The organism is Mesorhizobium sp. M2A.F.Ca.ET.042.01.1.1 (assembly GCF_003997405.1).
Taxonomy (GTDB): domain Bacteria; phylum Pseudomonadota; class Alphaproteobacteria; order Rhizobiales; family Rhizobiaceae; genus Mesorhizobium.
Genome location: NZ_RZRX01000013.1, coordinates 1 through 24660 on the forward strand (window position 1 = coordinate 1; position 24660 = coordinate 24660).

The following is a 24660-nucleotide window of genomic DNA, read 5'->3' on the forward strand; positions in this document are numbered from 1 at the left end:
CGTCGAGATGGTCGCCACGCCCCAGATTGACCACATAGGCGCCCGGCGCCAGCAGGCCGAAGACCCGCCCGTCGAGAATGCCGCGCGTGCGCTGGTTGGACGGCAGCAGGTTGACAAGGAGATCGGCCACCGTGACGGCCGGAACCAGTCCGCCTTCGCCATGAAAGGCGGTCACGCCGACACGTTCGCGGGGCGTGCGCGACCAGCCCGAGACCCGGAAGCCCGCTCCCGCGAGGCCCGACGCGACATGGCCGCCGATCATGCCCAGGCCAAGCACCGCGACCGACAAGGCGCCGCGGTCGCGGATCTCGGAAACAGCCCGCTGCCACCTGCGTGCGCCCTGGCTGCGGCGAACGGAAAAATCGTCCTGCTGGCGGGCGAATGCCGCGTGCATGGCGTAGTCGAGAATTTGCTGTGCTTGCGCGGGATCGCGCAGGCGCAAGACAGGCATACCGCCGGGAAGGCGCGGATCGGAGGTCAACTGATCCGTGCCGGCGCCCAGGCAGAGCACAGCGCGCGTCGAGGCAGGCAGCTTCGCCATGTCCGGCGCAAAAGCCCAGGTCACCAGCAGGTCGTAGTCGGTGTCCGGCGCGCATTCGGTCCAGCGGCGGAATTCCACGCCGGGACAGGCCGAGCGCAACGCGGTATCGAACGCCTCCGAATAAGCGAGAGGATCGGCAAGCACGACCCGCACGGCGTCAACGGCCGTGGAAGACGAGGCCCGAGAGCCGACGCAATGCCAGCCACTCCAGTTCGGCGGCGCCGTCCGGATCGGCTTCATATTGCGCGGCGGTGCGTTCGCACACGTCGCTGGACGGAAGACACACGGGCCGGCCGCTGCCAAGCACGGCAAGCTGGATGCGGCACGCCTGCTCGAGGTTGTACATCAGGGAAAACGCCTCGCCGACGGAACGGCCAACCGTCAGCAGGCCATGGTTGCGCAGGATCATGGCGCGATTGTCGCCGAGATCGGCGACGAGGCGCTGCTGCTCGTCCCGGTCGAGAGCGATCCCCTCGAAAGCGTGATATCCGACACGGCCGTAGAAGAGCAGGGCGGTCTGGTTGAGCGGCAGCAGGCCTTCTTCAAGGCAGCTGACCGCGACGCCCGCGGCGGTGTGCGTGTGCATGACGCAGATTGCGTCGGACCGTGCCGAATGGACCGCCGTGTGGATGACGATGCCTGCCGTGTTGATCGGAACCTGCGTGCCCCGCACCTGGTGTCCTTGATGGTCGATCACCGCGAGCGAGTCCGCGGTGACCTCCCGGAACAGGTCGCCGTAACGGTTGATCAGCAGGTGGTTCGGCTCGTCCGGCAATCGCGCCGAAATATGTGTGTGGATCAGGTCATCCATGCCGAAATGGGCAACGAGCCTGTAGGCCGCCGCAAGATCCTTGCGCATCGCCGTCTCGGTGGATGAAGTCATTTGCAGGTCGCCTCCTGTTAACGATCGGCATACCTGAACTCCTGTATACAGGTCAATGGTGCCAACTCGGCCTTGCGCCTGATCGCGATGCGGCCTGCCAGCGTCGTCGCGCTCGGCCGACGGCTTTCAAAAAGGCGGAGCTGCGACAGGAGATTTTCGAAGATGTTAACTTTAGCCGGGCAAAATATTAGCCGCCTCGGTACGCCACCGCGTTCGGCAATATAACATGCAACCCATGGCACCTTGCCTCGTCACATTGATTTGCGCCACGGGACCGGCCGATGCCGAACATCTACCCGATGTAGGTGCGGTACGCCGAACGACGAAGAAGTATGTGCGGGGGGCATCAAGATGCGGAACAGGATGATCGTGCTGCCAGTTCAACAGTCCATGCAAGAGTGACTGCGGAAAAGCCCATGCCGGAGCAGCTTCAACAAGCCGTCCTGGATATGATCGCCAAGGGACGATCGATCGAGGAAACCGCAGCTCATATCTGCCTTTATGCCGAACAACTTTCGGCAGACACGCTCTGCTCGATCATTACAATCGATCGCGAAGGGATCATCCATCCGCTGGCCGGGCCAAACATATCGAGTGACTACTCCTCGGCATTGGACGGGATACCGATCGGACCCAATGTCGGCTCATGTGGAACCGCCGCCTTTCGGCGGACGCCTGTCGCGGTCCAAGACATCTTCACGGATCCCCTTTGGGGTCCCTATCAGGCGCTTGCCGGCATTTTGGCCAGGGATCATAGCGTCAAGGCCTGCTGGTCCAGTCCGATCATGCAAAGTGATGGCCGCGTGCTCGGAGCCTTCGGATTTTATTATCGGGAGCATCGAGGACCGACAGACGAAGAATGGTTGATCGTCAACCGATGCGTCGATCTTTGCTCACTCGCGCTGGAGCGAGAGGAAGCAAGGGCCGAAAACCAGCGCCTGGCATATTATGATCTGCTCACAGGGTTGGGAAATCGCGCGCATTTCATCAAGGCGTTGGAATTGGCTTCCAGTGCGGGCGAAGATCCACTCGCAATCTTGTTGGTTGATATTGATCACCTCGGCCGCGTCAATGACACCTTTGGTCATGCGACCGGCGACGAAGTGATCCGCAGAGTGGGCCGCACCATTGCGCGGATTGCCGCGCCTGAAAAGACTTTCAGGGTGGATGCGGATGAATTTGCCGTGTTGATCGAGGGGATGAGCCCGGCCATCAGCCTGTCGAGGATCGCCTCGCAGATATTGAAGGCGACAGAGGAACACTCCTTTCCCGGCGAGGAGGCCACATTCTCCCTGTCGGTCAGTTCTGGCGGGGCGGTGTCCAATCAATCGCAGTCCTGCCAGGTGCCAATACTCCTGCAGCATGCAAATCTTGCGCTTCACCATGCCAAACAGGCGGCACGAGGAAGCTTCGTGCTCTACAATGACGATCTTGCCAGCACGATCGCTCAGCGGTTCCGCATTCTTCAAACGGCAACAAGCGCGCTGGCTGAAGGCCGCGTCGAGGCTCACTATCAACCGATCGTGGATCTGAGCACCGAAAGAACGGTGGGCCTGGAGGCGCTTTGCCGTGTTCGAACTCGGGACGGCGAAATCATCTCGGCCGGCCTGCTGTCGGACGCGCTGCAGGATTTTTCCATGGGAAATCTCCTGACCGACCGAATGCTGGATCAGGTGGCGAGCGCCATCAAATACTGGCTCGAGCAAGCGATACCGCTGCAATATGTCAGCGTGAACGTCTCGATGGCGGATTTTCAGAAAGGGAGCCTGCGCGAGCGGATTTCTCGCGCCTTTGCGCGTCATGGCATTCCGGTCGGGCACGTCGTTCTTGAGGTGACGGAGTCTGTTTATATGGATGACAGCGATGGCAAGGTCGCCCGGGCAATCGAGGAATTGCGTGCCGATGGGCTGCTCGTGGCGCTGGACGATTTCGGAACAGGCTATGCCTCGCTCACTCATCTGCTGAACTTTCCTGTCGACATCATCAAGATCGACAAGAGCTTCGTGGATCAGATGTCCGATGGCGGCGCGGGCGAAATAATCGTCAAAGCCATTATCGATATGGCGAACGGGCTTGCCATGCGTGTCATTGCCGAAGGCGTCGAGACGGCCGATCAGGCGATGCAGCTCAAACGCCTTGGCTGCCGCTTCGCTCAAGGATACTTCTTCGACAGGGCCGCCGACCGCGATAGAACGACCGAAGCCTTACGGCTCGACATGCCGCGAAGATCGTTCCGGGCATAACGGGCGCGCGGCTTGCGCGCTCGTTTTGGCGGCATCTGCTTTCGGATGCCTCGTCCTATCCGCTCAATTGTCCCTGAAAGAGCGAGTAGGGGAAGCCTGCACCGGGGCCAGCATATAGTCGAACAAAGTGTGTTCGCCGGTCAGGATCATGACTTCCGCCGGCATGCCGGGGAACAGGCGCACATCATGGAGCTCTGCAAGATCGGCAGTGTCCACTTTGACCTTGGCGCGGAAATAGGGCTCGCCGGTTTCTCATCCGTAAGCCGGTCGGCCGACACCGAGACGAGCAGAGGAGCTGGAACTCAGTCTCGCCAATCTGTTGGCGTTCTTCGCCACCTGCGCGCGGTTCGATGCCTGGTTGGCGCGAATGTCGGCCTGGGAGCGCTGCAGCGCCAATATCCGCGGCAGGCGCTCGAGGCCCTTCTTGTACATTTCCTGCGCGGAGGCGAAGGTAACCGGCGTTAAGATGCTCCTCGTCATTCTCCAGGAAGTCGGCCTAGTCTTGTAGAGCCGGAATTTTCGAGGAAGCGTTTTGGATGAGCGCTCAGTCCTTCACATAGGCGCCATCAAATCCCACAAACTTTGTCAGGCCCGCAGCGTCGAGCAGGCGGACATGACCCTGGCGGAACTCGAGGAACTTGCGCTCGCGGAGTTCCCGCAACATTCGATTTACATGGATCGGGGTAAGGCCAAGGGCGTCAGCGAGATCGTATTGCGTGAGGGGGCAATCAAAGCCGTTGCGGTCAACGGCGCCAACACGCCGCAGACGCCCCGTCAATTCAAGCAGCAAATGCGCCGTTCGCTCCAAGGCGGTACGCCGTCCTACATTGGCGAGGTGCTGAGCTATCACAGCACCGTTGCGCACCAGAACGTCCATGATGAACGAGAACAGATGAGGCGATTTCATAGCGGCCAGCCTGAGTGTCTTGGTAGGCGCCACCAACAACGACAGTTCGGTTAGGCTCGCGAACGTTTCGACGGTGCCACTTCCATATGATTGAGGCAGAACCACATCACCCGTTAAGGCAAAATCTAAAATTTGTCGCTGTCCCCCAGGTAGCTCGTGGGAAATGCAGCCCCACCCCGACTCAACGATGTATATACGATCGTTGCTGTCGCCCTGGCTGAAGATTACCGCGTCGGCTGGATATCGCTTGGCAGCGAACCCGAGCGTCTTCATCAACGCGGCGTCGTCATCGTTAAGTCCAACGTATGACGAACGGTGCTCGTCCCCTTTCGAAAAAGAACGTGAAGCAAACGTCATCCGTACCCCTCGCCCTCAACTGCCTGTATCCCTCCCTCAACCTCATCATGTATATGAAATTTCACGTGATGAGCAACCTTTTTAAGTCTGGAACGGGAAGGCATTGTGACATCAAACCGAGCGCTAACTCTGGCTCAAAACCAGTTATGGTCCGGTTGATATCCGCGAGGTCGGGTAGCATCTATGACTTACTTCTCTTAAAGTTCTCTCTCATTGACTCAACTATCTCACTGGCAACCAGACAGCTCCGGTTGTCCGCCTGGTCGGCAGCATTGCGCAAAGTCAGCGACGCGTCCCTCAGCAGCCCCCTGATCTCCGCCGGCGACAACACTTCCGAGGCCTCGAGTTCCAAAAGGACCGATTCACTCACATGCAGCGCAGCGAGCGCGACCGCCCGCGGCCTTGTTGCCAGCAACTTCAGGAGATCGCCACTACGCCTGCCTCTCGATTTCTTTTTTGCCATCGTCGTCTTAACTACCCGGACAAAAAGCTTCCTATTTTCAATATCTTGACGAGTGTGCGCAGTCCAAGAGACCGAGGGTTGGACCCTTCTCTTTAGGGGTGTAGCCAATGGTGACGGTAACCCAGTTTACAGCGGTGACCCAGAGGCAAGGGGATACCGAATTAGCGGTAGCTCGTGTTCTTCGGCATTAAGGACATTCCGCCGGGAGATCCGCCGCCGTCGCGAAGCGAGGCCCCGTCGCTTCTTCAGCCGTAGACCTGCTTCGATGAGGGGCTGTCCTTTTTCTGGGAAGGCAGCGGAAACGGTTCGACCTGTCCCTCGGTCTTGTCGAGATACTGCGTCAGCGCCGTCACCAGATGGTAGAAGATGCTGGCTGGAACCTCAGTCGCAAGCGACCGACCGCGCTCGTCGATCCTGTCCACCCACAGGCCAAGCGGTGCGGGATCGATATGCCATCTGAAAAGGCGCGCGACACGGGCTTCGATTTCGGGTTTCAGATCAGGCCCGCCGATATTGTCCAGCGCGATCGCCGCCTTGACAGCCTCGCATTGCGGCCAGCTGCGCGAGAGTCTGTCGAGAGGCATCCCTTGTCGCGACACGGCCGCATACGCCAGCCCTGTGGCTCGATTCAATCCGCTGGCAACTGCTGAGGAATAGAGTTTCCTGGCGTAAGCAGCCAAGTCCTTTTGCCCGCTGGCCCGCGCGAAGTCCGCGAGCAGGGAGGCCCATTCGAAATGATGCCCCGGTTCGGTCCATTGCCCTTTGTCTCCGGGCAACGGCAGCCAGTCGGCGTCAAAATATTCGCCAAGCGTCCAACTTTCCTGATCGAAAAAATGACACCGGAAGAGATCGATCACGCGAGCCGCTCGACGAAGATATGTGCGGTCGCCGGTCGCGTCATGCCAGGCAAGGAATGATTCGAGCATGTGCATGTGCGGGTTCGAGGACCGGACGCCGTTCCAGCCGGGTGTCTCCAGGAAGCCATTCAGGCTGCCATCCTCGAGGTGGGAATCGATAAAATGAAATGTCTCCTGTGCGAGCTGCAAAGCCGTCTGGTGACCGCATCTATAGGCGTGGGCAAGCGCAAGAAGCACGCAGGAATGGTCGTAGGCATCCTCCATCGGATCGGCCACGCTTCCATTGGAATTCAGGGCGCGCACCCAGCCGCCCCGGTCGGTGCGGCCGTGTTTTGCGATGAACTCAATTCCGTGGTCGATGAGCTTATCGGCGGCCCCGGCCCAGCCCCGTTCCTTGGCTACAGCGAAAGCATAGATCTGGCGGGCCATCGTCCGCATCCGCTTGGGCTTGCCCAATGGCCTCGCATCGAAACCGAGCGCTTCGTGAAAGCCTCCATGAACAGTGTCGACCCCTGCGGTCGACCATAGCGGAAGAGTCTCGTTGAAAAGCCAGTGCTCGACGCGCTTGCGCCATGATCCGCTGACAATGACCCGGTCTTCCGATGCCGTGAACTTTGTCTCCAATCGCCCGCTTTTCTCGAGCTGTTCCACGACTTTCTTCACATTCTGGCTATGGCTGACCGGGGCGACGAATATTGCGTCCGGGGTTGCGACCACCGCCACATCCTTCATTCCGATCACGGTGAGCAGCCGACCTTGGCTCCTGAGGTAGGAACCGTCGCAGTCCAGGGCCATGACGTCGCCCATTACCACGTTTCCGTTGCCGTCCGCGGGGCTGGACTCCAGCAATGATTGCCATGACCCAAGATCGTTCCAGCGGAACGAAGCCGTCACCATCGCGATGCGCTGCGCATGTTCCATGACGGCATAGTCGATGGATGTAGAGGGGATCGCCGAATAGAAGCCTTGGGGTAAGTAGAGGCCTGACACGTCGGTCCTTGCTGTCCTGAAGGCCCGTTCCGCAGTATGCCAGATTTCAGGCTGAAACTTGATCAAAGCTTTCTGCATCGTGTCTGCACGAAACAGGAAGATGCCCGCGTTCCAGTAGAACCTCCCCGACGACAGATATTGTTGTGCCGTCTCGATGTCTGGCTTTTCGACAAAGCGGGAAACCGCGGCCGCCCCATCATCATTGGCGGCAACCTCGATGTACCCATATCCGGTCTCCGGATGAGTGGGCTGGATGCCAAACACGACAATGCTTCCCGAGTCAGCGGCAGGCATGCCCGCCTCCACGGTCTCCCAGAACTGCGTTTCGGTCGATATCTCGTGATCGGAAGGGACCACAAGCACAAGCGCATCCTTGCCGTGTTCGGAAATCGTCTGCAGTGTCGCTATTGCGACCGCCGCCGCAGTATTGCGGCCCAGGGGTTCGAAGATCGGCCTTCCACCGTTCAGTCCGAGCGGACTTATGTCAGAGATAACGCGTTCGGCATGACGTTCGGACGCTATCAGATAGATCGGCGTTTCGCTGCTCGGCCACGCCTTCAGGCGGCGGACCGTTTTCGCCAGCATGGAGCCATCCCCCGACAGGTCGTGGAACTGCTTGGGGTTGTCTTCGCGCGAGAGCGGCCATAGCCGCGACCCGACACCTCCGCTCATGACAAAACTTACGATCCGGTGTGCCATGCTTCAGTTCCTCTCAGAATGTCTGGTTGTACGCTCCGACCTCTGGATTGCGGCGCAGCACCGCGTCGATTGCCTCGAACATCTGTCGCCGCCGCTCCGACGAGACGGGGCTTTCGACGACGACGACGATCTCGGGCTTGTTCGACGAGGCTCTGACCAGACCCCAGGTGCCGTCTTGAGCCACAACGCGCACTCCATTGATGGTCACGAGGTCGGCCAGCGGTTGACCCGCGAAGTCGGCACCGTCACCTTTCATTTTCATGAAGTCGCCAACCACCTTGTCGACCACGTGGTATTTGACTTCGTCGGGACAATGGGGCGACATCGTTGGGGTGCCGAAGGTTACCGGCAGGGCTCGGTAGAGTTCGGCCAGCGTCTTTCCCGGATTCCGGTCAAGCATCTCGCAGACGGCGATTGCCGTGACGAGGCCGTCGTCATAGCCGCGCCCGATCGGTGGGTTGAAGAAGAAGTGCCCCGACTTCTCGAAACCGGCGATTGCGTTAAGATCGGCAACCCGTCGCTTGATGTAGGAATGGCCCGTTTTCCAGTAGTCCGTGCGTGCGCCGTTTTGCGCGAGAACGGGATCCGTCATGAAAAGTCCGGTTGATTTCACGTCAACGACAAAAGTGGATCGTGGATGCAGGCTTGAAATGTCTCGCGCCAGCATGACGCCGACCTTGTCCGCGAAGATCTCGGCCCCCTCATTGTCCACGACGCCGCAACGGTCGCCGTCGCCGTCAAAGCCGAGGCCCAGGTCGGCACCGGTCTCCAAAACCTTGTCCCGGATCGCGTGCAGCATCTGCATGTCTTCGGGATTGGGGTTGTAGCGCGGAAAAGTGTGATCAAGCTCTACGTCCAGTGAGATCACGTCACAGCCGATCTTTTCCAGCACCTGCGGAGCAAAGGCCCCAGCCGTCCCGTTGCCGCAGGCGACGACTACGCGCGGCTTTCGGCGAAGCTTCTTTCCGGCGGTCAAGTCCTCGATGTACCTCTCGCGGACATCGGATACGAATTCATAGCTGCCACCACCGACAAGGTCGAAATCGCCGTTCAGCACGAGCGCCTTGAGGGCTGTCATTTGGTCAGGGCCGAATGTAAGCGGCCTCTGCGCGCCCATCTTCACTCCTGTCCAGCCGTTCTCGTTGTGAGAAGCCGTAACCATGGCGACGGACGGGGTGTTGAGCGAGAACTGCGCGAAATAAGCGGTCGGGGAAAGCGCCAGCCCGATATCTTTGACCCTTGCGCCAGCCGCCATCAGCCCTGAAACCAGCGCCATCTTTATAGACATGGAATAGCTGCGAAAGTCGTGACCGGCGATGATTTCCGGGCCGACGCCCATGCGGCGGATCAGAGTGCCGAGACCGATGCCCAGCGCTTGGGCGCCCATCAAGTTGAGTTCGGGCTCGTTCTCGGAGCCCGGATGCCCGAACCACCAGCGCGCGTCATATTCCCGGAAACCAGTGGCCTTGATGAGCGCGCTGTTTTCGAACGCGAATGTGTTCGGCTTGGCCTGGCTGACTATATTCAAGGTCACGGCTACCACTCCGAAATTGTCGCAACTTTTCTAGCATGGCGGCGTGCCCCGGCCCCTTCATGAATTCGGGTAGCTCTACACCCCGGTTCGCGCGCTATCATCCAATAGGTGATACCGATCGGTGATCGAAAGGATATCTCGCCCGGTCATAGCCATCAGGTATCGTAGGGTTGGTCCGCATCGGTGCCGACCCTGGTTGTGGCTGCATGATGCCGCTCACATCTCTCGAATTGATTTTTCGGAAGAGTGTCGATGACCGGCGCTTCAGAAGCTTGGCACGTGTGCTCGACGGCATTCAGTCGGAGGTCGAAAAGGAAGCGGAGCAGCTTCGCCGGGCTCGAAACCGGATGATGGACTGTGCGGCATTTTCCCTCGAGATGGTGGAAAATGGCGAGCGGAGCGAAGGCATGTCTGCCAAGCTCGATACTCTCGCCCGGGGCCTCGAGGCAAATCGGGCACGACAGTTGCTGCTGGGGCATCAGATGTCATTGCTGACCACAATAAGGGACATCATGCCGAACTTTCTCCGTTCTCATAGGGCGTAGGTCTACGCCAATTGGTGGCGTTTACCTTCCCTCGCGCCGGCGTACTCTTTTTGCATAGTTTGGGATCGCGGGGCCGCCATGAAGCACCTGTATCAGGGCGTTGTGCAGGAGGGATTGTCCTTCGTGCACGTCGAAGACGTTGAATGAACCGCCTTTTCGCCAACCAATGGCCTTTGGTGACCGATCAGCAGGCCAGTGCCGGACAGGAATTCATCGGCCTCTCGGACATAACCGGATTTCTGAGGCACTACGTCGGAACCATCACGGCCTGCCTTGCGGCGGCTTTCTTGGTGGCATGGTTTTACAATTTGACCACGGATCCGGTTTTTACAGCCAGCGCGCAGATTCTGATCGAGCCGAAACTGCCGCAACATCTGCAGGAAGGCGGCGAAGTGAATCTGTCATTGGACACCGCCCAGGTGGAAAGCCAGATCGCCGTGATGCAATCCGAGAAGATCGCGTCGATGGTCATCGACCAGTTGAAACTTGTCGATGATCCCAAATTCAATCAGCCAAAGGCTCCGACATTGCCGGAGAGATTCAAAAAAGTCGGGAAAATCCTTGTCGGGGCTCTTGGGAACAGCACCTGGGCCACATCCCTTCAGCGACGTCTCGGTTTGAGCGAACCCGATGCGCCCGTGACGCTGACCGAATACCAGAAGTCCCGGCGCAGTATGTCGATTTTCCGCAATGACCTCGACATTCGGAGGGTGGGCGTCTCGTACGCGATAGACATCTCTTTCACCTCCGCCGACCCCGAAGGCGCCGCTAATATTGCCAACGCGACTGCCAATGCCTTTGTGCATGAACAGATCGAAACCAAGGCGGAGGCGGCAAAGGAAGGTGGGGCGTGGCTTGAAAAACGCCTCCAGCAACTGCGCACACAGATGAACGAGGCGAGGGCGAGGGCACAAGAGTTCCGTTCCCGACACGATTACAGCGTGAGCGGTGAGGCCGGTGACGGTATCAATCCCGAACCAACTCTCGAAGAGCTGGAGGTGACTGCAGACACGTACCAGAAGATATATGAAAGCTTCCTGCAGGCTTATACCAATTCCGTAAGTCAGCAATCTTACCCGGTCGCCGATGCAAGGGTGATCACAGCCGCGACAGCTCCGCTTTCTCCTAGTGCCCCGAAGCCGAAGCTGGTGCTGGCTTTCGCGGCTGTCGCAGGGCTCATTCTTGGCATTGGCGTATCTTTCGTGCGGCATTCGTTCGATTGGACCATACGGTCGCCACGTCATATTCGCGACAATCTGGGAATGGAGTGCGTGGGTGAATTGCCCCCTACGAGGAAGCGGAGGGAATTCGGAAACGTCGACGAGGTGACCAGGCATCCTTGGTCGCGGTACAGCCAGAGCCTGAGGAAAGCGCGGACGGAAATCAGCCTCGCTGAAACGAGCAACCCGATGAAGGTCCTTGGACTAACCGCGGTCTCGAACAACAGCCAGAAGAGTGCTGTCGCAAGCAATCTCGCCACGCTTTACTCGATGTCCGGGCTGAAGACTTTGGTGATCGATGCCGATGTTCGGAGACCGACGACCACCACACGACTGGTCGGGCGTTCCGATGGCCTGGGCATGGAGTGCCAGAATCCCGTTCGATACAACATCGTCCGCGCTCTGGGGCGGCATTTCGACGTGCTTTCAAGTTTCGTCGTGGTTTCAAGAGATCTGCTCGTGCCTGGGAATATGCAGGCTTTCCTCAGCGAGGTTACCGCCGGCGATCCGGCTGCCCAGGAGCTGGCTGCCTACGACATAGTCATCGTCGACCTGCCGACGCTTGAATCCGGACCCGATGATCTCGTTGTTGGATCGGTGCTCGACGGTGTCGTGGTCGTAGCGGAGTGGGGCAAAACCCATGTCGATACGCTGCGAGAACTTGTCAGAACACTGCAAGCCTCCAGGACACAGATATTTGGCGTGCTTCTCACGAACGCGCGGTCGATGACGTCCAAGTACCGTAGGGTTGCGACCAGCCATGGCGCTTTCGGAAGTCGGCAAAGCGTGTAGAGCAATTCATACGTGAGGATTAGGGCGTAGCCCCTGCAGTATCGCGCTACCTCCTTTGCATTTCTTGCCCGAGAGTTCCGCACTTGGGAGACTGTCGGCGTCAAACAACTAAGAACAATGGCCGCCACATGACAAACGCCTTCGAAAAGCAGTCGCACCAGGGGGCGCTGATCTGGGGGCAGTCGGTTGTGCCGGCGGCGGTCGAGAGCGGGGCTGTCCTGAATGTCGTTTCCTCGCGCGATTACGCCAGTGCCGGGGCGGTATTGAATGACCTGTCGAATGTCATCAACGGGGGAACGACAAACCCTCCGGTTGGAGGTCTGGTCAAAAGGATCATGGACCTGGTCATAGCCGGGATAGCACTCGTTTTGGCCGCGCCTGTCATGGTTCTCGTCGGGGTGTTGATTAGGATTACGGCCGGAGGTCCGGCGATATTCTCGCACAGCCGTGTCGGGTTCGGTGGACGGCCGTTCAATTGCTACAAGTTTCGCTCGATGGTCGCAAATTCGGACCAGGTTCTCGACGCATACCTCGATGCCAACCCTGATGCACGCAAGGAGTGGGAAGATACCCACAAGATCAGGAACGATCCCCGCGTTACGTTCTTCGGGCGACTGTTGCGCAAGTCCAGCTTGGATGAGCTCCCCCAACTCATCAACATACTGCGCGGGGAGATGAGCTGCGTGGGTCCACGACCGATCGTCAGGGACGAGCTCAGGCGTTATGGCGATCACCAGGGAGAGTATCTCGCAACGAGACCCGGCCTCACCGGCCTTTGGCAGGTGAGCGGAAGGAGCAGCATGGACTATGATAACCGCGTCGCGCTGGACAGCCAGTATGTGCGGAACTGGTCGATATGGCTCGACATCGTGATCTTGCTGAGGACTATCGTCGCGGTCATGCGGGTCGACAGGGCCTCTTGAAACGTCGACCGGATCACTCTTCGTTTCGATTCCGGAGGACCAACAGGGATAGGCCTACGAGGTAGGCGCCGGCCAAGAAAAATATCAAAACCAGAGATTTGCCCACGGTCACATAGCCTGGCGATCCCAAGCTATTCCAGGCGACGATTCCGATCACCAGCAGGGCAGTCGCCGCGAGCAGCGCCGCAACCCTGAAGCGAAAACCCAGTAGTATTCCTGCCACCGATACGGCGAGTATGCTTGTGAGCACCAATATCTCCAGTGGCACCCGCAGAACCGGTTTGGCTTGCCGCGGCAGGCAGTTTCGTCAGGGATCAACAGCCCAGCGTGCGCCAACTGATATGCGCCCTCGGAGTGCAAGGCAAGTGTTAAGGAAAGTGCTTGGGAATGCCGTTCGAAATATCGAAACCGGCTCTTGCAGAGGTTGGCGTTTTCCAACAATGGCCGACGACATCACCATGCGTGACTGTGACCGATCATCCAACCGCGACCTGCAGCAGGAACGGCATCGGCCGAGCCGGATGTAGCAACGGGTCGGCGCCGATATAGATCCGGTCAGTTCGTACTTCCAACAGCGTTTGTCTCCGCCTGGACGCTGGCATCCGCTGCAGGCAAGCTATCCAGGCCCGATTTCGGCAGCGGGATTTCTACTTTCACGGTATCGCCCGGCTCGACAAGAGTTGTCTCTTGGGCAGCAAGCTCTTCCGTGCCACCGTCTTTCGGCCTCACAATCGTGAAGATCGGCTTGGCCTTTGCGGCGTTTTGCCGGAGCGCCAGCAGAGCGGGGGCAGTAACTTGTGTCTCGTGCAGCAACTGCACCGCGGTGTCGGATTTGCTGGTGACCTCGTTGAGCTGTTGCTGTGTCTCGCGCAAGCTCTCTGCGATCTCGCTGGAACGCTGGTTGCCGAGATTGAGGATTTCGATGTCGGTCTTGCTCATGTCCTGCCTGACACGCAGCATCGAGGTCTCGGCCGCCAACCGGTCGCTCTGCATCTGGGCGACGGTCCCCTCCAGGGAAAGTTCCCGCGGCGCAACCGCAAGACCTTTCTGGACGAGATTCGAGACACCGGCGAGTTCCTTTCGGATGAGCTCGATCTGTTTGTCATGGAAGGTCAGCTGTTGCTCCAGCGAGGCCAGTTCCTGTTGCAGAAAGTCCTTGAGTTCGCGCAGTGAGCGGAGCTGGGTCGCCAGTGAATCCTTGCGGATGGCGAAAATCTTGCGTTCCTGGTCCATTGCCAGCGCGACGGTTTCGTTCGAAGCCCTGTCCCTCAGTTCAGAGGGGAAAGTTATATCCTCACTGCCGGCCAATTCTGCCTGCAACCGGGCCTTGCGAGCAAGCAGGCTGACGTTGCTCAGAGCGAGCAGTCCGACCTCGCCCTGGCTTGAGATGACCTCTCGTTGGAGCCGAGACACATCATCCTCGCGTATCGGCAAACCGCCGGCGATACCCAGCGCCTGTAGCACCGTCAGGCCAGGCCGGTAGGGAAATTCGCCGGGTTGCTTCACGTTGCCGACAATATAAAACGGTCTGTATTGCGCGATCTCCACCGCCACGTCCGGCGGGCGGCCAAGGCCCATATGTTGCATCAGCCGATCGCCTATGGAGCGGGCCAGATCGCCGGGAGCGGTCCCTTCGGCGCGTATCTGCCCGACAAAAGGCAGGAAGAGGGTGCCGTCAGCGCCGACCACGAAACTGTCGTTGAGAGCCGTCCATTCGAAGATCACATCACGTGATGCGCGCCATTCGTAAACTTTCAGCCTGACCTTGTCCTGCGGTCCAAGGAGGTACTCTGCAGCTGACGCCGGCGAGGGGCAGGCAGCTGTTGCGGCTAATGAAATCCCTGCCACTGTTGAAAGCCATTTGCGCATTGTCATTCTCGCCGTCAGATTTTCAGGATGTATTCGGGTTCGATCCGGCCCATGGCGATGTGCAGGATCGCGAGCGCGTTGCCGACGAGCCGGCCTCTGCGATCGACATACGGCTCGGGCCAAAGGCTCTTTGCGAGGTTGGCCGTTATGTTCCTGAACATGAGGGGCAGGGCAAAGGAGGCAGGGACCGTGCCTTTCCTTATTAGATAGATCGCATTGGCGACCTGGGAGTAGCCGAATCGCTTTCCGCTGACGCGACCCGTCTTGATCCCGAGATGGACGCCCGTGATCGACGTCACGCATACAACGCGACCCCTGGATCGCATTTGACTGGTGAAGTCGATGTCTTCCTGCCAGCCATAGAGGACCAGGCGCTCGTCGAATCGCAAATCGCCAATCAGCGACGCGCGGAACGACATGTTGCATCCGTAGGCGCCAACATGATCGATCACTGATGGTCCAGTCGTTTCTCGGCCTTCTGAATCCCTTAGCGCAGCTTCTGCATCGTCCCAGGTCAGACCGGCATTGGTAGCGCCGTCCTTGACGACCCTGCCCATCACTACCGCCCATCCGTCATTTCCAGCAAAAGCCTGCTCGATCTGCTCCAGGTATCGGGCGGACGGAACGAAATCGTCGTCGAAGAACGTTATGATGTCGAAGCGGCCCAACGAGGGCACAAGAGCAGTGTTGCGTTGGGCAGCCAATCCTTTGGGCCCGAAAACACTCGACACCGAGAAAGGGCAGTGGTCCGGGAGTTCGATGTGCGTGGCATCGGGCGCCGACAGGATGACCTCGTCGGGAAGCCTTGTCTGGCCACCCAGATATCCCAGCAGGCGAGCAACTTGCTCGCTGCGACCGAGGGTCGGGATAATCACCGCAAGTTTCATTTTTCGTCCAGGTGTCGCTTGCACTGACCCTAGGACGACGCGAGGGCTCAAACAGCCTGCATAAAAGTGGGCCCGATCAACTCGGCCTACCCCTGGGCACCCGCTTTTGAAGTATTGGTCACCGGCAGCTCGCGACCATAAGCGGTAGGTGGAAAATGACCCGGAGCAATCCGTAACCGATCGGACAACTTGCGATGCTCGTGGGACAAAACAGAAACTGAGGCTCCAAGGAGGAAGGGGACATCAATGCTGCATGAACGCTCTTCCGACCTGGCCGTCGCAGCCACGGTCGAAATGCCCATTGAGGATTTTCCGGCTGCCCCGCCGCCCGACTTCGACAGATATGCCAGGATAGCGGTCGTCCACGACTGGTGCCCCAACTTTCGGGGCGGCGAGCGGGTCTTGGCGCAGATTTGCAAGCAATTTCCCAATGCAGAGGTGTTCACACTTTTCGATTTCCTCCCGACCGAGGTGAAAGAGCAATACTTCCGCGACGTGGAATTCCACACCTCCGCGGCCAACCGGATACCGATGGTCCAGAAGTTCTACCGGTCTCTGTTTTTCTTTTGCCCCTTCCTGATCGAACAGTTCGACGTGACCGGGTATGACGCGGTGATCTCCTCTTCGGCCGCATTTTCGCGGGGCGTGATCACCAGACCTGATCAGCCGCATCTGTGCTACGTGCACAGCCCCGTCCGCTATGCCTGGGACGAGCAGTTTTCCTATCTCCAACAAGGCAAGCTCGGCTTTGGCCCGAAGGGAATGCTTTATCGGTACATGCTGCACCGACTGAGGACGTGGGACACGAGAACCGCTCACGGTCCGGACCTGATGCTGGCGAATTCGAACTATGTCCGTTCCCGGATACAGCATATCTATGGACGGGACGCGCGGGTTGTTTTCCCGCCCGTCGCGCTCAAGGAGTTGCCATGTGTCGACGACAAGGACGACTACTACGTCTCTGCGTCCTTCCTCGCGCCTTACAAGCGCACCGACCTCGTCATCAAGGCCTTCAACGAGATGCCATCGCGAAGGCTGGTTATCGTTGGCGAAGGCCAGCAATCAGCTAGCCTACGGTCGCTGGCAGGTCCGAATGTCACATTTTCGGGGTTCCTTCCCCGCAAGGAGTATGTTGCTACGCTTGCCCGGGCAAAGGCGATGGTCTTTGCGGGGTGCGAGGACTTCGGCATTGCGCTGGCCGAGGCGCAAGCCTGCGGGACGCCGCTGATTGCCTTCGGCCGCGGCGGCGCGATCGATATCGCGCGGCGCCTCGGAGCAGATCCCGAACCGACCGGGGTGCTGTTCAGGGCTCAGACCATCGAGCATCTGAAGGAAGCGGTCAAACGGTTCGAGGAAAACAGCCACCTTATCACGCCCAAAGCCTGCGCCACGAACGCACAGCGCTTTTCGGAAGAGAATTTCGACCGGGCCATCCTGGAATCGATCGGCGCGGTCCAGTCCCTTCATAGCATCATGTGAGCTCGTGCAGCCTGACGACCTTGGTCTCTGTATCGATGCCGTCGGCAGCGGCCATCGCCTGCAGGTAGCGCATCGCGCTCGCTCTCCAGCTATATGCCTCGGCTCTGGCTTTTCCCTTTGCTGCCAACCGCAGGCGCAGCGCTTTGGAGTTGCGCAGCCCCATGAAGCGGTCGAGCCATGCCAGTGGGTTGTCGGCAGCGGCATAAAGAGCTGCATTTCCGCAGACCTCCGGCAGGCTGGCACGTTCCGACACCACAACCGGACAGCCGAGCGCCATCGCCTCGACAACCGGAAGACCAAAGCCTTCGGTCAGCGAAGGAAAGGCCAGGCAGAGCGAGTCGGTCAGAAGCGCAGCCAGCTCACTATCGGAAATGCGTCCGAGCCAATGGATGTTTCCAGCTTCAGCCCTGGCTGATCCTGTTTTGAAAATGTGCGAACCCGGCATGCCGACAACCGCGATTCTAAATCCGGCTTTGCCAAGGCGGTCGGACATGCCCAGAATGAGGTCCACATTTTTGTGTGGCGCGGCGCTGCCGATCATGACGATGGTATCCCGCGAGGCCGCCAGCCGCGTCGCTGCCGAGTGTTCGGGCTTCCACTGCAAGACGTGTTCGTGGCCGTTCGGGGCAACGAAGGCCTTTTGCGCCGGGACAATGTCCCGGCGAACCAATTCGCCCAGCGAAAAATTGGAAACAGTCGAGATGTTGCATGCTGTCTTGCCAAGGCATGGCAGCAGCGTTTTGTAAGAGGCCCTGAATCCAAGTGAATAGCTCTGTGGAGCATTCCACACATTTGCATCATGAATGCAGACAATATGCTTGCGAGACAGAAGCGGTCCGGTATTGCACAGACTGAGGAGCCCGCCTCCGCGCAACGAGGTTGCTAGTTGGGTCTGCTCCCACAGATGCCCACCAGTGCTGCCAATTTCGCAACGTTCGATGGAATTGAGCAGGACGTCCGAGCTGCCCGGCGGACAGTGGAGCCTGATCTCGAGTCCACGGGTAAGTGGCGCACGCTCGGCGATTAAATCGTCCAGTGAACGGACGATCTCCCTTGCATAACGCTGGACGCCAGTTGTCGATTGGGAAAGGAAACGTCCGTTGATAGTCCAGCGCCGTGCCATGTCACCCTCTCGATGTCCTAGTTTGAGACCGCCGGCGCGTGCGGTCACTACGGCCGTTGGGTCATTCGCAGGCGCGGAGGATCATCCAGCCAGGCGAGGGGCAGACGCTGGAACTACCTCAAACGTTTGAGGGCCGTCGTGTCTCCCGGAGTGTTAGGGTGGCTGCTCGTTCGGCAAGGCGGAGAAGGCGATGGGCAATTCTGAGTTCAATGCGGCGCCGGCCGGGCGGTCCAGGCATTTGAACGGCCACAGCACTGCCGCACTGGTTGCCCAGTCGCTTCCAGAAAGCTCGCAATACCTGATTGGCCATCCCGGCAGGACATCGGCGGACTTCGAGCCGCCAAGACGACGTTGGACGATAAATGGCGACTTCACCACGCTTCGGCGCAACGGGGTAGCGCGTTACGGACTGGAGGTGACGACGGCTCTCGACGCCCTCATTTCGGAAGGGCATCCGCTTGGCCGTGACCTGGAAATCGATCTCGTGGTGCCGCGGCCGCTTGTCGAACCTCTTCCTCTGAAAGCTATAACAGTCCGGGTCGTTCCCGAGTTCAATAGGCCGCGACTTCCGCAGTTCTGGGTGCAAGCGCAACTGCCTTGGCATGTGCCTGGCGGATTGCTCAGCTTTTGCAACCTTGCGCCAGTCGTGATGAGGCGTCAGATCGCATGCATCCATGACATGCACACGAGGCTGATGCCGTCGAGCTATGCGCGGGGATTCCGTTGGGCGCATCGCCTGATCCTTCCGCTGGTTGGCAGGCGAGCCGCACGGATCACCACGGTTTCGCAACTCTCGCGGAGCCATCTGGTCAGGTTTGGGATTGCACCTGAGAAAAACATCGTCGTTACCTACAATGGCAGCGACCATGCGAAAAAGTGGGATGCGACCAGATCGTCCCTCGTCGTCAATCGAGACAGGCCATATGTCGTTTGCCTTGGCCGAGGTGATCAAGAATACAAGAACATGGGACTTTTGGCTAAGCTTGCCCCTCGTCTCGATGAAATGGGACTCGACCTCTGGATGCCAGGCGATGTCGACGAGGAAACGATCTTGCGGCACGTCCCCGAATTGCCGGGGAACATCATCCTTCTCGGGCGCATAGGCGATCACGACTTCAAAAAAGCGCTTGAGGGCGCGGTTTGCTTCCTGTTTCCATCCCGGATCGAAGGTTTTGGGTTGCCCGCCGTCGAGGCGATGGCGTCGGGATGTCCGGTCGTCGCCTCGACTTCGCCGTGTCTGCCCGAAGTCTGTGGCGATTCTGCTCTCTATGCAGATCCGGACGATGTCCAATCGTGGGCGGAAAACGTTGGGAAGCTGGCGCTCGACCCGGATTTGCGCAAGCGAATGGTTGGCAAGGGCCATACCAGGGCGAGCAGCTATTCCTGGCGTTGGATTGCATGGAAGTATCTTGAGCTCATGATCCAGGTCGACGCGGATTTCGGGGAAGTCTACGGATAAAGGCTCAGAAGGTGTAGCCGGCCCGGTGGTTGTCGGACGAAGCGAATGTCAATTCGATTCATCCGCGGCAGTCACCGCCAATCATCCGAGCGCTGACTCGAGAAGCGCAATCAAATAGTCATGCCGCCTGATGGCTAGGCTACAGCCTCCAAAAGAGGTAAAGCGCGGCCTCTCATACCCGTATGGGCAAATTGCTTCCGACTCCTGCAGTTCCGACTATCCCGATATTGAAAGTCGCGTAGGGAGGCATGATTGCCATGTCGTTTCGTTTCGCAGCTGCGGCTGCTTTGCTGCTGACAACAGCCGCGCCCGCATCTGCTGATTTGCTCTGGGGGGTGAACGGCCATCCGGTGGTTTCCTACCCGGGTGTTCCAATCGAAAAACAACTCGATTTCGTCAAGGATCTCGGTCTCAAATCATATAGGGTCAACATCACGGCCGAAGACGAGGCAGATACCCTGGCCCAAGTCGTCGAGGCCGGGAAAAGGAGAGGGATCGAAATCCTCCCAGTGATTACACCCGGGATGGACCTGGACAAGGAGAAACCGGACCAACTTTATGTTGAGGCCCAGAAATTGGCGGTTGCGCTCGGCACCAGGTTCAAGAACGACATCCGCGTTTGGGAACTGGGCAACGAGATGGAGGTCTACGCCATCATAAAGCCGTGCGAGCAGCGTGACGATGGATCGCAATATCCATGCGGCTGGGGGCCGGCAGGTGGAACTGGAGTGCTCGACTACTACGGTCCGCGCTGGGTGAAGGTAAGCGCAGTCCTTAAGGGGCTGTCCGATGGCATGACGGCCGTTGACCCCAGCATAAAAAAAGCCATGGGCACGGCTGGCTGGGGCCATACCGGCGCCTTCGCGCGGATGAAGCAGGATGGGATCGCCTGGGACATCTCTGTCTGGCACATTTACGGGGAAGACCCCGAATGGGCTTTCCGCGAGATTTCTTCCTACGGCAAGCCGATTTGGGTTACCGAATTCAATAACCCCTACGGAAGTCAGCGGAGCGAGCGGCAGCAGGCTGACGGTGTCAAACAGACGATGACACGGCTCCGCGATCTCCAGGAGAAGTACAAGCTGGAGGCAGCGCATATCTATGAGCTGCTGGACGAGACTTACTGGGCCCCGAGCTTCGAAGCCAATATGGGTCTGGTTAGACTCGTCTCGAATAACAAAGGCAAATGGATAACCGGCGAACCGAAACCCGCCTATAAGGCTGTCCGCGATATCACGCGCGGCCCGCAGCCGTTGCCCAAGCCGCAGCGGGGGTGCAACCCCGAGGCGACGTTTGCCGATGGGGACACTTATGTCCACCAGGCAAGTTTTGCCTATTGTCTCGTCCTTGGCCATGACGGCGACACCGCAGGATTGGATCGCTGGTCGGCAGCGCTCGAGAACGGAGACGCTCGGCTTACCGACTTGGTCATGGAGTTGATTCGCTCCGAAGAATTCGAGGCCAAATATGCTACTATAGGCCTGACGGACCGCGCCTATATTGGGTTTCTTTACATGCTTTTGTTGGATCGCCCAGCGGACGGCTACGGGATGGAAACCTATTCCCGACAGTTGCGCGGAGGATCAATGACGCGCGACGCCATTGCCTTGGGCATCGTCGGCTCTAGTGAGTTCAAATCGCGGCACGCCGTCATGCGCGACGCTTCGGACATGCCCGCGCCCGGCTAGGCGAGGAAGCGACCATGGGATGGCTGGTGGCTGGCAAGTCCATTGCCATGCCACCTGCCACAAAACTTCAGGCCATCGCCGGCAGATACGCCTTCGAAAGGCTTAGCCTCGACCTCCCCGAAAGAAGTAGCCGACGGCTCGTCCAACAGGGCGTCCTGACCGCCTATTGGCGTTCTCCCCGAGCCTTGGCCGCCCAAGTAGCTTTCACGGTAATCAATCCACTCTTGAGAGGTGTACGATGAAAGTCATGGTAACCGGCCATCAAGGCTATATCGGGTCGGTGATGGTGCCGATGCTGCTTCGCGCGGGGCATGCGGTGACCGGCTACGACAGCGACCTTTACCGGCGCTGCACCTTTGCGGCGGGAGGGGAGCGAGCATCCGTTCCATCCATTCAAAAGGACGTCAGGGACGTGCAGCCTCGCGATCTCGAAGGTTTCGACGCCGTAATACACCTGGCAGCCCTCTCGAATGACCCGCTCTCCGATCTCGATCCGGAGATCACATACGAGATTAACCACAAGGGCAGCGTTCGCTTCGCGAAAGCGGCCAAGGAAGCGGGCGTGTCACGCTTTCTCTTCGCATCGTCCTGCAGCAATTACGGACAGGCGGGCGATGACATGGTGGACGAAACCGGAGAGCTCAATCCGGTCACGCCCTATGGCTGGTCCAAGGTACTTTCCGAACGCGATATTTCCGAACTCGCCGACGGGAACTTCTCTCCGACCTACTTCCGGCCCGCCACGGCCTATGGCTTGTCGCGCCGGCTTCGCTTCGACATCGTGCTGAACAATCTCGTTGCCTGGGCGGTGACCAAAGGCGTGATCCTGCTCAAATCCGATGGGACCCCGTGGCGGCCCATCGTTCACATCGAGGATATTTCCCGCGCTTTCATCGCCGGCCTCGAAGCCCCGCGGGATGTGATCCACAACGAGGCTTTCAATGTGGGGCAGACGGCCCACAATTACAGGATCCGCGACATAGCCGAGATCGTCGCCGATGTGGTGCCCGGCTGCCGCCTGGAGTTCGCGGCCGATGCCGGCCCCGACAAACGTTCCTATCGGGTAAGCTTCGAGAAGATTGCGCGAGCTCTTCCGAGCTTCCGGCCGCAATGGGACGCCCGCAAAGGCGCCGAACAGCTCTACCGGGCCTATCGGCAATCAAATGTCACCTTGGAGGAGTTCGAGGGTCCTCGCTTCCAGCGCATCGGCCACATAAGATATCTGTTGGCGAACGGACTTCTGGACGAGCGCATGCGTGCCGTGGAGGCCTCAATGGCCCTGGAGGCTGCGGCGGGCTAATCCAAATGACGTATGTGGGTCCAGCTGGGCTCGGCTCGGCGCCGCCGGCCGCCGCCGGGGCCGGCCAGGAGATCTATGACCTGGCCGAACGGCTATTTCCGATTTGCCGAAGCATCACCGGCGATGGCGTGCGGAAGACCTTGGACGTTTTGTCCGGGCACATTGACTTGCGGCGGCATGAGGTTCCCACTGGCACGCAGGTATTCGATTGGACGATTCCGAAAGAATGGAACATCCGGTCGGCCAGGATCGCCGCGCCCGACGGTCGGACGATCGTGGACTTTGCCGATTCCAACCTCCACGTAGTCAACTACAGCGTACCCTTCAAAGGTACCTTGCCGCTCAATGAGTTGAGGCAGCATATCCATACCTTGCCTGAACAGCCGCAAGTGATTCCCTACCGCACCAACTACTACACCCCGACATGGGGGTTCTGCATGGCGCATGATCGTTTGCTCGAGATGACCGACGGTCTCTACCAGGTAGAGATTGATGCTGAGCTCAAGGACGGCAGCTTGACCTATGGAGAATACCTGCACCGCGGACAGACCGAGCGGGAATTCCTTCTTTCAGCCCATATATGCCATCCCTCACTGGCCAATGATAACTGCTCGGGCCTCGCTCTCCTGGCGACGCTGGCGAGGACCCTCAGAACCCGGAAGACAAAGTATAGCTACCGCTTCCTCTTTGCTCCAGGAACGATCGGCGCGCTCACATGGCTGTCGCGCAATGAGAACCGCATACAACTCATCGATCATGGGCTGGTAGTGTCTTGCGTGGGTGATGCTGGATGCCCGGCATACAAGCGCAGCCGTCGCGGCGACGCCTTCATTGACCGGGCTATGGCGCACCTGCTCGGCGGTCGGCCCGGAGCGAAGCTGATCGATTTTTCCCCCTATGGCTACGACGAAAGGCAATATTGCTCACCGGGCTTCAATCTTCCCGTAGGCATGTTCCAGCGGAGCATCCACGGCACCTTCCCCGAGTACCATACGTCGGCCGACAATCTCAGCTTCATCGCGCCGGAGTACCTTGAGGATTCCTTGGCGGTTCTCATGGATCTGATCGACGTGGTCGAAGGGGACTGGACGCCCTTGAATCTCTTCCCCAAGGGCGAGCCGCAACTCGGCAGGCGGGGCCTCTACAGCGCCTTGGGAGGGCAGAAGGCGTCCGGCATAACTTCGATGTCCCTGCTATGGGTGCTCAATCTGGCCGATGGACAGCACTCGATTTTGTCGATGGCCGAGCGCTCCGGACTGCCGTTCAAGGAGCTGGCAGCCGCTGCCAGGTTGCTGTCGGAGCATGGGCTCTTGGCTGCGATCCTATAAGGCCTCGATTGCAGCCCGCTGCTTGACGAGCGGCCATGTCCTGTCCCTTTCCGACATCGCGGTCGGCATCAAGGGCCAGTTTATTGAAAAGGCGGGATCGTTGAAGCGGACGCCCGTCGCTGAGTGCGGCGTGTAGAATTGCGATATCAGGTACGAAACCTCGGTATCGTCTGTAAGTGTCTGCAGTCCATGCGCGAATCCGGCGGGAATATAGATCTGCCTCATGTTTGCGGCCGTCAGTTCGAAGCCCAACCACTTGTAGCGCGTCGGCGAGTTCGCGCGCATGTCAACCACGACGTCGAAGATCGCGCCACGGACGCAGGAGACGAGTTTCACCTCGGCATAGGGGTCCTCCTGAAAATGTAACCCCCGCAGCGTTCCTTTTTTGACCGAATGTGCCCGGCTGTGCTGGACAAAGCGCGTCGCCAACCCGCAATCGGCCATTTCCTTCTCGCAGAACAGGCGCGTAAAGGAGCCGCGATCGTCGACCACGGGTGTCGGCTCGATCAGCCACACGCCTTTCAATTCGGTCTCGGCAAACTGCATGTCGCTTCAAGCCCCTTTGGCGGGCAA

The 24660-nt window shown here is 59.1% G+C and carries 21 protein-coding genes; 9 read left to right on the forward strand and 12 right to left on the reverse strand.

Annotated elements, in window-relative coordinates; all coding sequences use genetic code 11:
- The coding region (locus EOA23_RS03695) for an NAD(P)-dependent oxidoreductase (protein WP_189341484.1) at positions 1-694 on the reverse strand (694 nt) is incomplete at its 3' end.
- A gap of 4 nt (positions 695-698) precedes the next feature.
- Positions 699-1424, reverse strand: a complete 726-nt coding sequence (locus tag EOA23_RS03700) for a class II aldolase/adducin family protein (RefSeq protein WP_127302914.1) — start codon at positions 1422-1424, stop codon at positions 699-701.
- Positions 1425-1840: 416 nt separating this feature from the next.
- Here EOA23_RS03700 and EOA23_RS03705 point away from each other — a divergent pair, with 416 nt between their 5' ends.
- The gene (locus EOA23_RS03705) at positions 1841-3667 is read left to right on the forward strand and encodes an EAL domain-containing protein (RefSeq protein WP_126060778.1); all 1827 of its coding nucleotides are present in this window, start codon (positions 1841-1843) and stop codon (positions 3665-3667) included.
- 63 nt (positions 3668-3730) lie between these two features.
- Here the strand turns inward: EOA23_RS03705 and EOA23_RS35550 are convergent, their stop codons facing one another.
- The 5 genes from EOA23_RS35550 to EOA23_RS03725 all read right to left on the reverse strand — a co-directional run bounded on the left by EOA23_RS35550 (position 3731) and on the right by EOA23_RS03725 (position 9474).
- Positions 3731-3883, reverse strand: a complete 153-nt coding sequence (locus EOA23_RS35550; protein WP_189341485.1) for a hypothetical protein — start codon at positions 3881-3883, stop codon at positions 3731-3733.
- Positions 3884-3919: 36 nt separating this feature from the next.
- Entirely contained in the window at positions 3920-4147 is a 228-nt protein-coding gene (locus EOA23_RS03710; protein ID WP_127302916.1) for a hypothetical protein, read from the reverse strand.
- A gap of 64 nt (positions 4148-4211) precedes the next feature.
- On the reverse strand, positions 4212-4931 hold the full coding sequence (locus tag EOA23_RS03715) for a Crp/Fnr family transcriptional regulator (RefSeq protein WP_126060780.1): 720 nt from the start codon (positions 4929-4931) through the stop codon (positions 4212-4214).
- A gap of 708 nt (positions 4932-5639) precedes the next feature.
- Complete coding sequence (locus EOA23_RS03720; RefSeq protein WP_127302917.1) at positions 5640-7940, reverse strand: mannose-1-phosphate guanylyltransferase/mannose-6-phosphate isomerase; 2301 nt, start codon at positions 7938-7940, stop codon at positions 5640-5642.
- Between the two features lie 13 nt (positions 7941-7953).
- On the reverse strand, positions 7954-9474 hold the full coding sequence (locus EOA23_RS03725; protein WP_127302918.1) for a phosphomannomutase/phosphoglucomutase: 1521 nt from the start codon (positions 9472-9474) through the stop codon (positions 7954-7956).
- Between the two features lie 206 nt (positions 9475-9680).
- On the opposite strand from EOA23_RS03725, the gene EOA23_RS03730 reads away from it, so the two are divergent.
- From EOA23_RS03730 to EOA23_RS03740, 3 genes are all read left to right on the forward strand, one after another.
- Complete coding sequence (locus tag EOA23_RS03730) at positions 9681-10019, forward strand: hypothetical protein (RefSeq protein WP_126060783.1); 339 nt, start codon at positions 9681-9683, stop codon at positions 10017-10019.
- Between the two features lie 143 nt (positions 10020-10162).
- Positions 10163-12031, forward strand: a complete 1869-nt coding sequence (locus tag EOA23_RS03735) for a GNVR domain-containing protein (protein WP_127302919.1) — start codon at positions 10163-10165, stop codon at positions 12029-12031.
- A gap of 128 nt (positions 12032-12159) precedes the next feature.
- Entirely contained in the window at positions 12160-12954 is a 795-nt protein-coding gene (locus EOA23_RS03740; protein ID WP_245456454.1) for a sugar transferase, read from the forward strand.
- Between the two features lie 13 nt (positions 12955-12967).
- Here EOA23_RS03740 and EOA23_RS03745 read toward each other — a convergent pair whose 3' ends face one another.
- The 3 genes from EOA23_RS03745 to EOA23_RS03755 form a co-directional block, all read right to left on the reverse strand.
- On the reverse strand, positions 12968-13204 hold the full coding sequence (locus EOA23_RS03745; RefSeq protein WP_127302920.1) for a hypothetical protein: 237 nt from the start codon (positions 13202-13204) through the stop codon (positions 12968-12970).
- Between the two features lie 305 nt (positions 13205-13509).
- Complete coding sequence (locus EOA23_RS03750) at positions 13510-14823, reverse strand: polysaccharide biosynthesis/export family protein (protein ID WP_245473977.1); 1314 nt, start codon at positions 14821-14823, stop codon at positions 13510-13512.
- A 14-nt stretch (positions 14824-14837) separates the two neighbouring features.
- Positions 14838-15710, reverse strand: coding sequence for a glycosyltransferase (locus tag EOA23_RS03755; protein ID WP_127302922.1), 873 nt, complete (start codon positions 15708-15710; stop codon positions 14838-14840).
- A 294-nt stretch (positions 15711-16004) separates the two neighbouring features.
- Here EOA23_RS03755 and EOA23_RS03760 point away from each other — a divergent pair, with 294 nt between their 5' ends.
- A complete protein-coding gene (locus EOA23_RS03760; RefSeq protein WP_245473983.1) occupies positions 16005-17189 on the forward strand; it encodes a glycosyltransferase in 1185 nt (394 codons plus the stop codon).
- Here EOA23_RS03760 and EOA23_RS03765 read toward each other — a convergent pair.
- A complete protein-coding gene (locus EOA23_RS03765; protein ID WP_127302924.1) occupies positions 17182-18312 on the reverse strand; it encodes a glycosyltransferase family 1 protein in 1131 nt (376 codons plus the stop codon). The two genes, EOA23_RS03760 and EOA23_RS03765, sit on opposite strands and share 8 nt — an antisense overlap.
- A gap of 190 nt (positions 18313-18502) precedes the next feature.
- Here EOA23_RS03765 and EOA23_RS03770 point away from each other — a divergent pair, with 190 nt between their 5' ends.
- The 4 genes from EOA23_RS03770 (at position 18503) to EOA23_RS03785 (ending at position 24087) form a co-directional block, all read left to right on the forward strand.
- A complete protein-coding gene (locus EOA23_RS03770; RefSeq protein ID WP_126060790.1) occupies positions 18503-19771 on the forward strand; it encodes a glycosyltransferase family 1 protein in 1269 nt (422 codons plus the stop codon).
- Positions 19772-20028: 257 nt separating this feature from the next.
- A complete protein-coding gene (locus EOA23_RS03775) occupies positions 20029-21459 on the forward strand; it encodes a DUF4214 domain-containing protein (protein WP_127302940.1) in 1431 nt (476 codons plus the stop codon).
- Positions 21460-21697: 238 nt separating this feature from the next.
- Positions 21698-22759 (forward strand): SDR family oxidoreductase, encoded by a 1062-nt coding sequence (locus tag EOA23_RS03780; RefSeq protein ID WP_127302941.1) that lies wholly within the window; start codon positions 21698-21700, stop codon positions 22757-22759.
- A gap of 5 nt (positions 22760-22764) precedes the next feature.
- Positions 22765-24087: a DUF4910 domain-containing protein gene (locus EOA23_RS03785; RefSeq protein WP_127302925.1), complete on the forward strand. Its 1323-nt coding sequence runs from the start codon at positions 22765-22767 to the stop codon at positions 24085-24087.
- On the opposite strand, the gene rfbC is transcribed toward EOA23_RS03785, so the two are convergent.
- Entirely contained in the window at positions 24082-24633 is a 552-nt protein-coding gene (gene rfbC, locus EOA23_RS03790; protein WP_127302926.1) for a dTDP-4-dehydrorhamnose 3,5-epimerase, read from the reverse strand. The genes EOA23_RS03785 and rfbC overlap by 6 nt on opposite strands.
- Positions 24634-24660 lie beyond the last annotated feature (27 nt).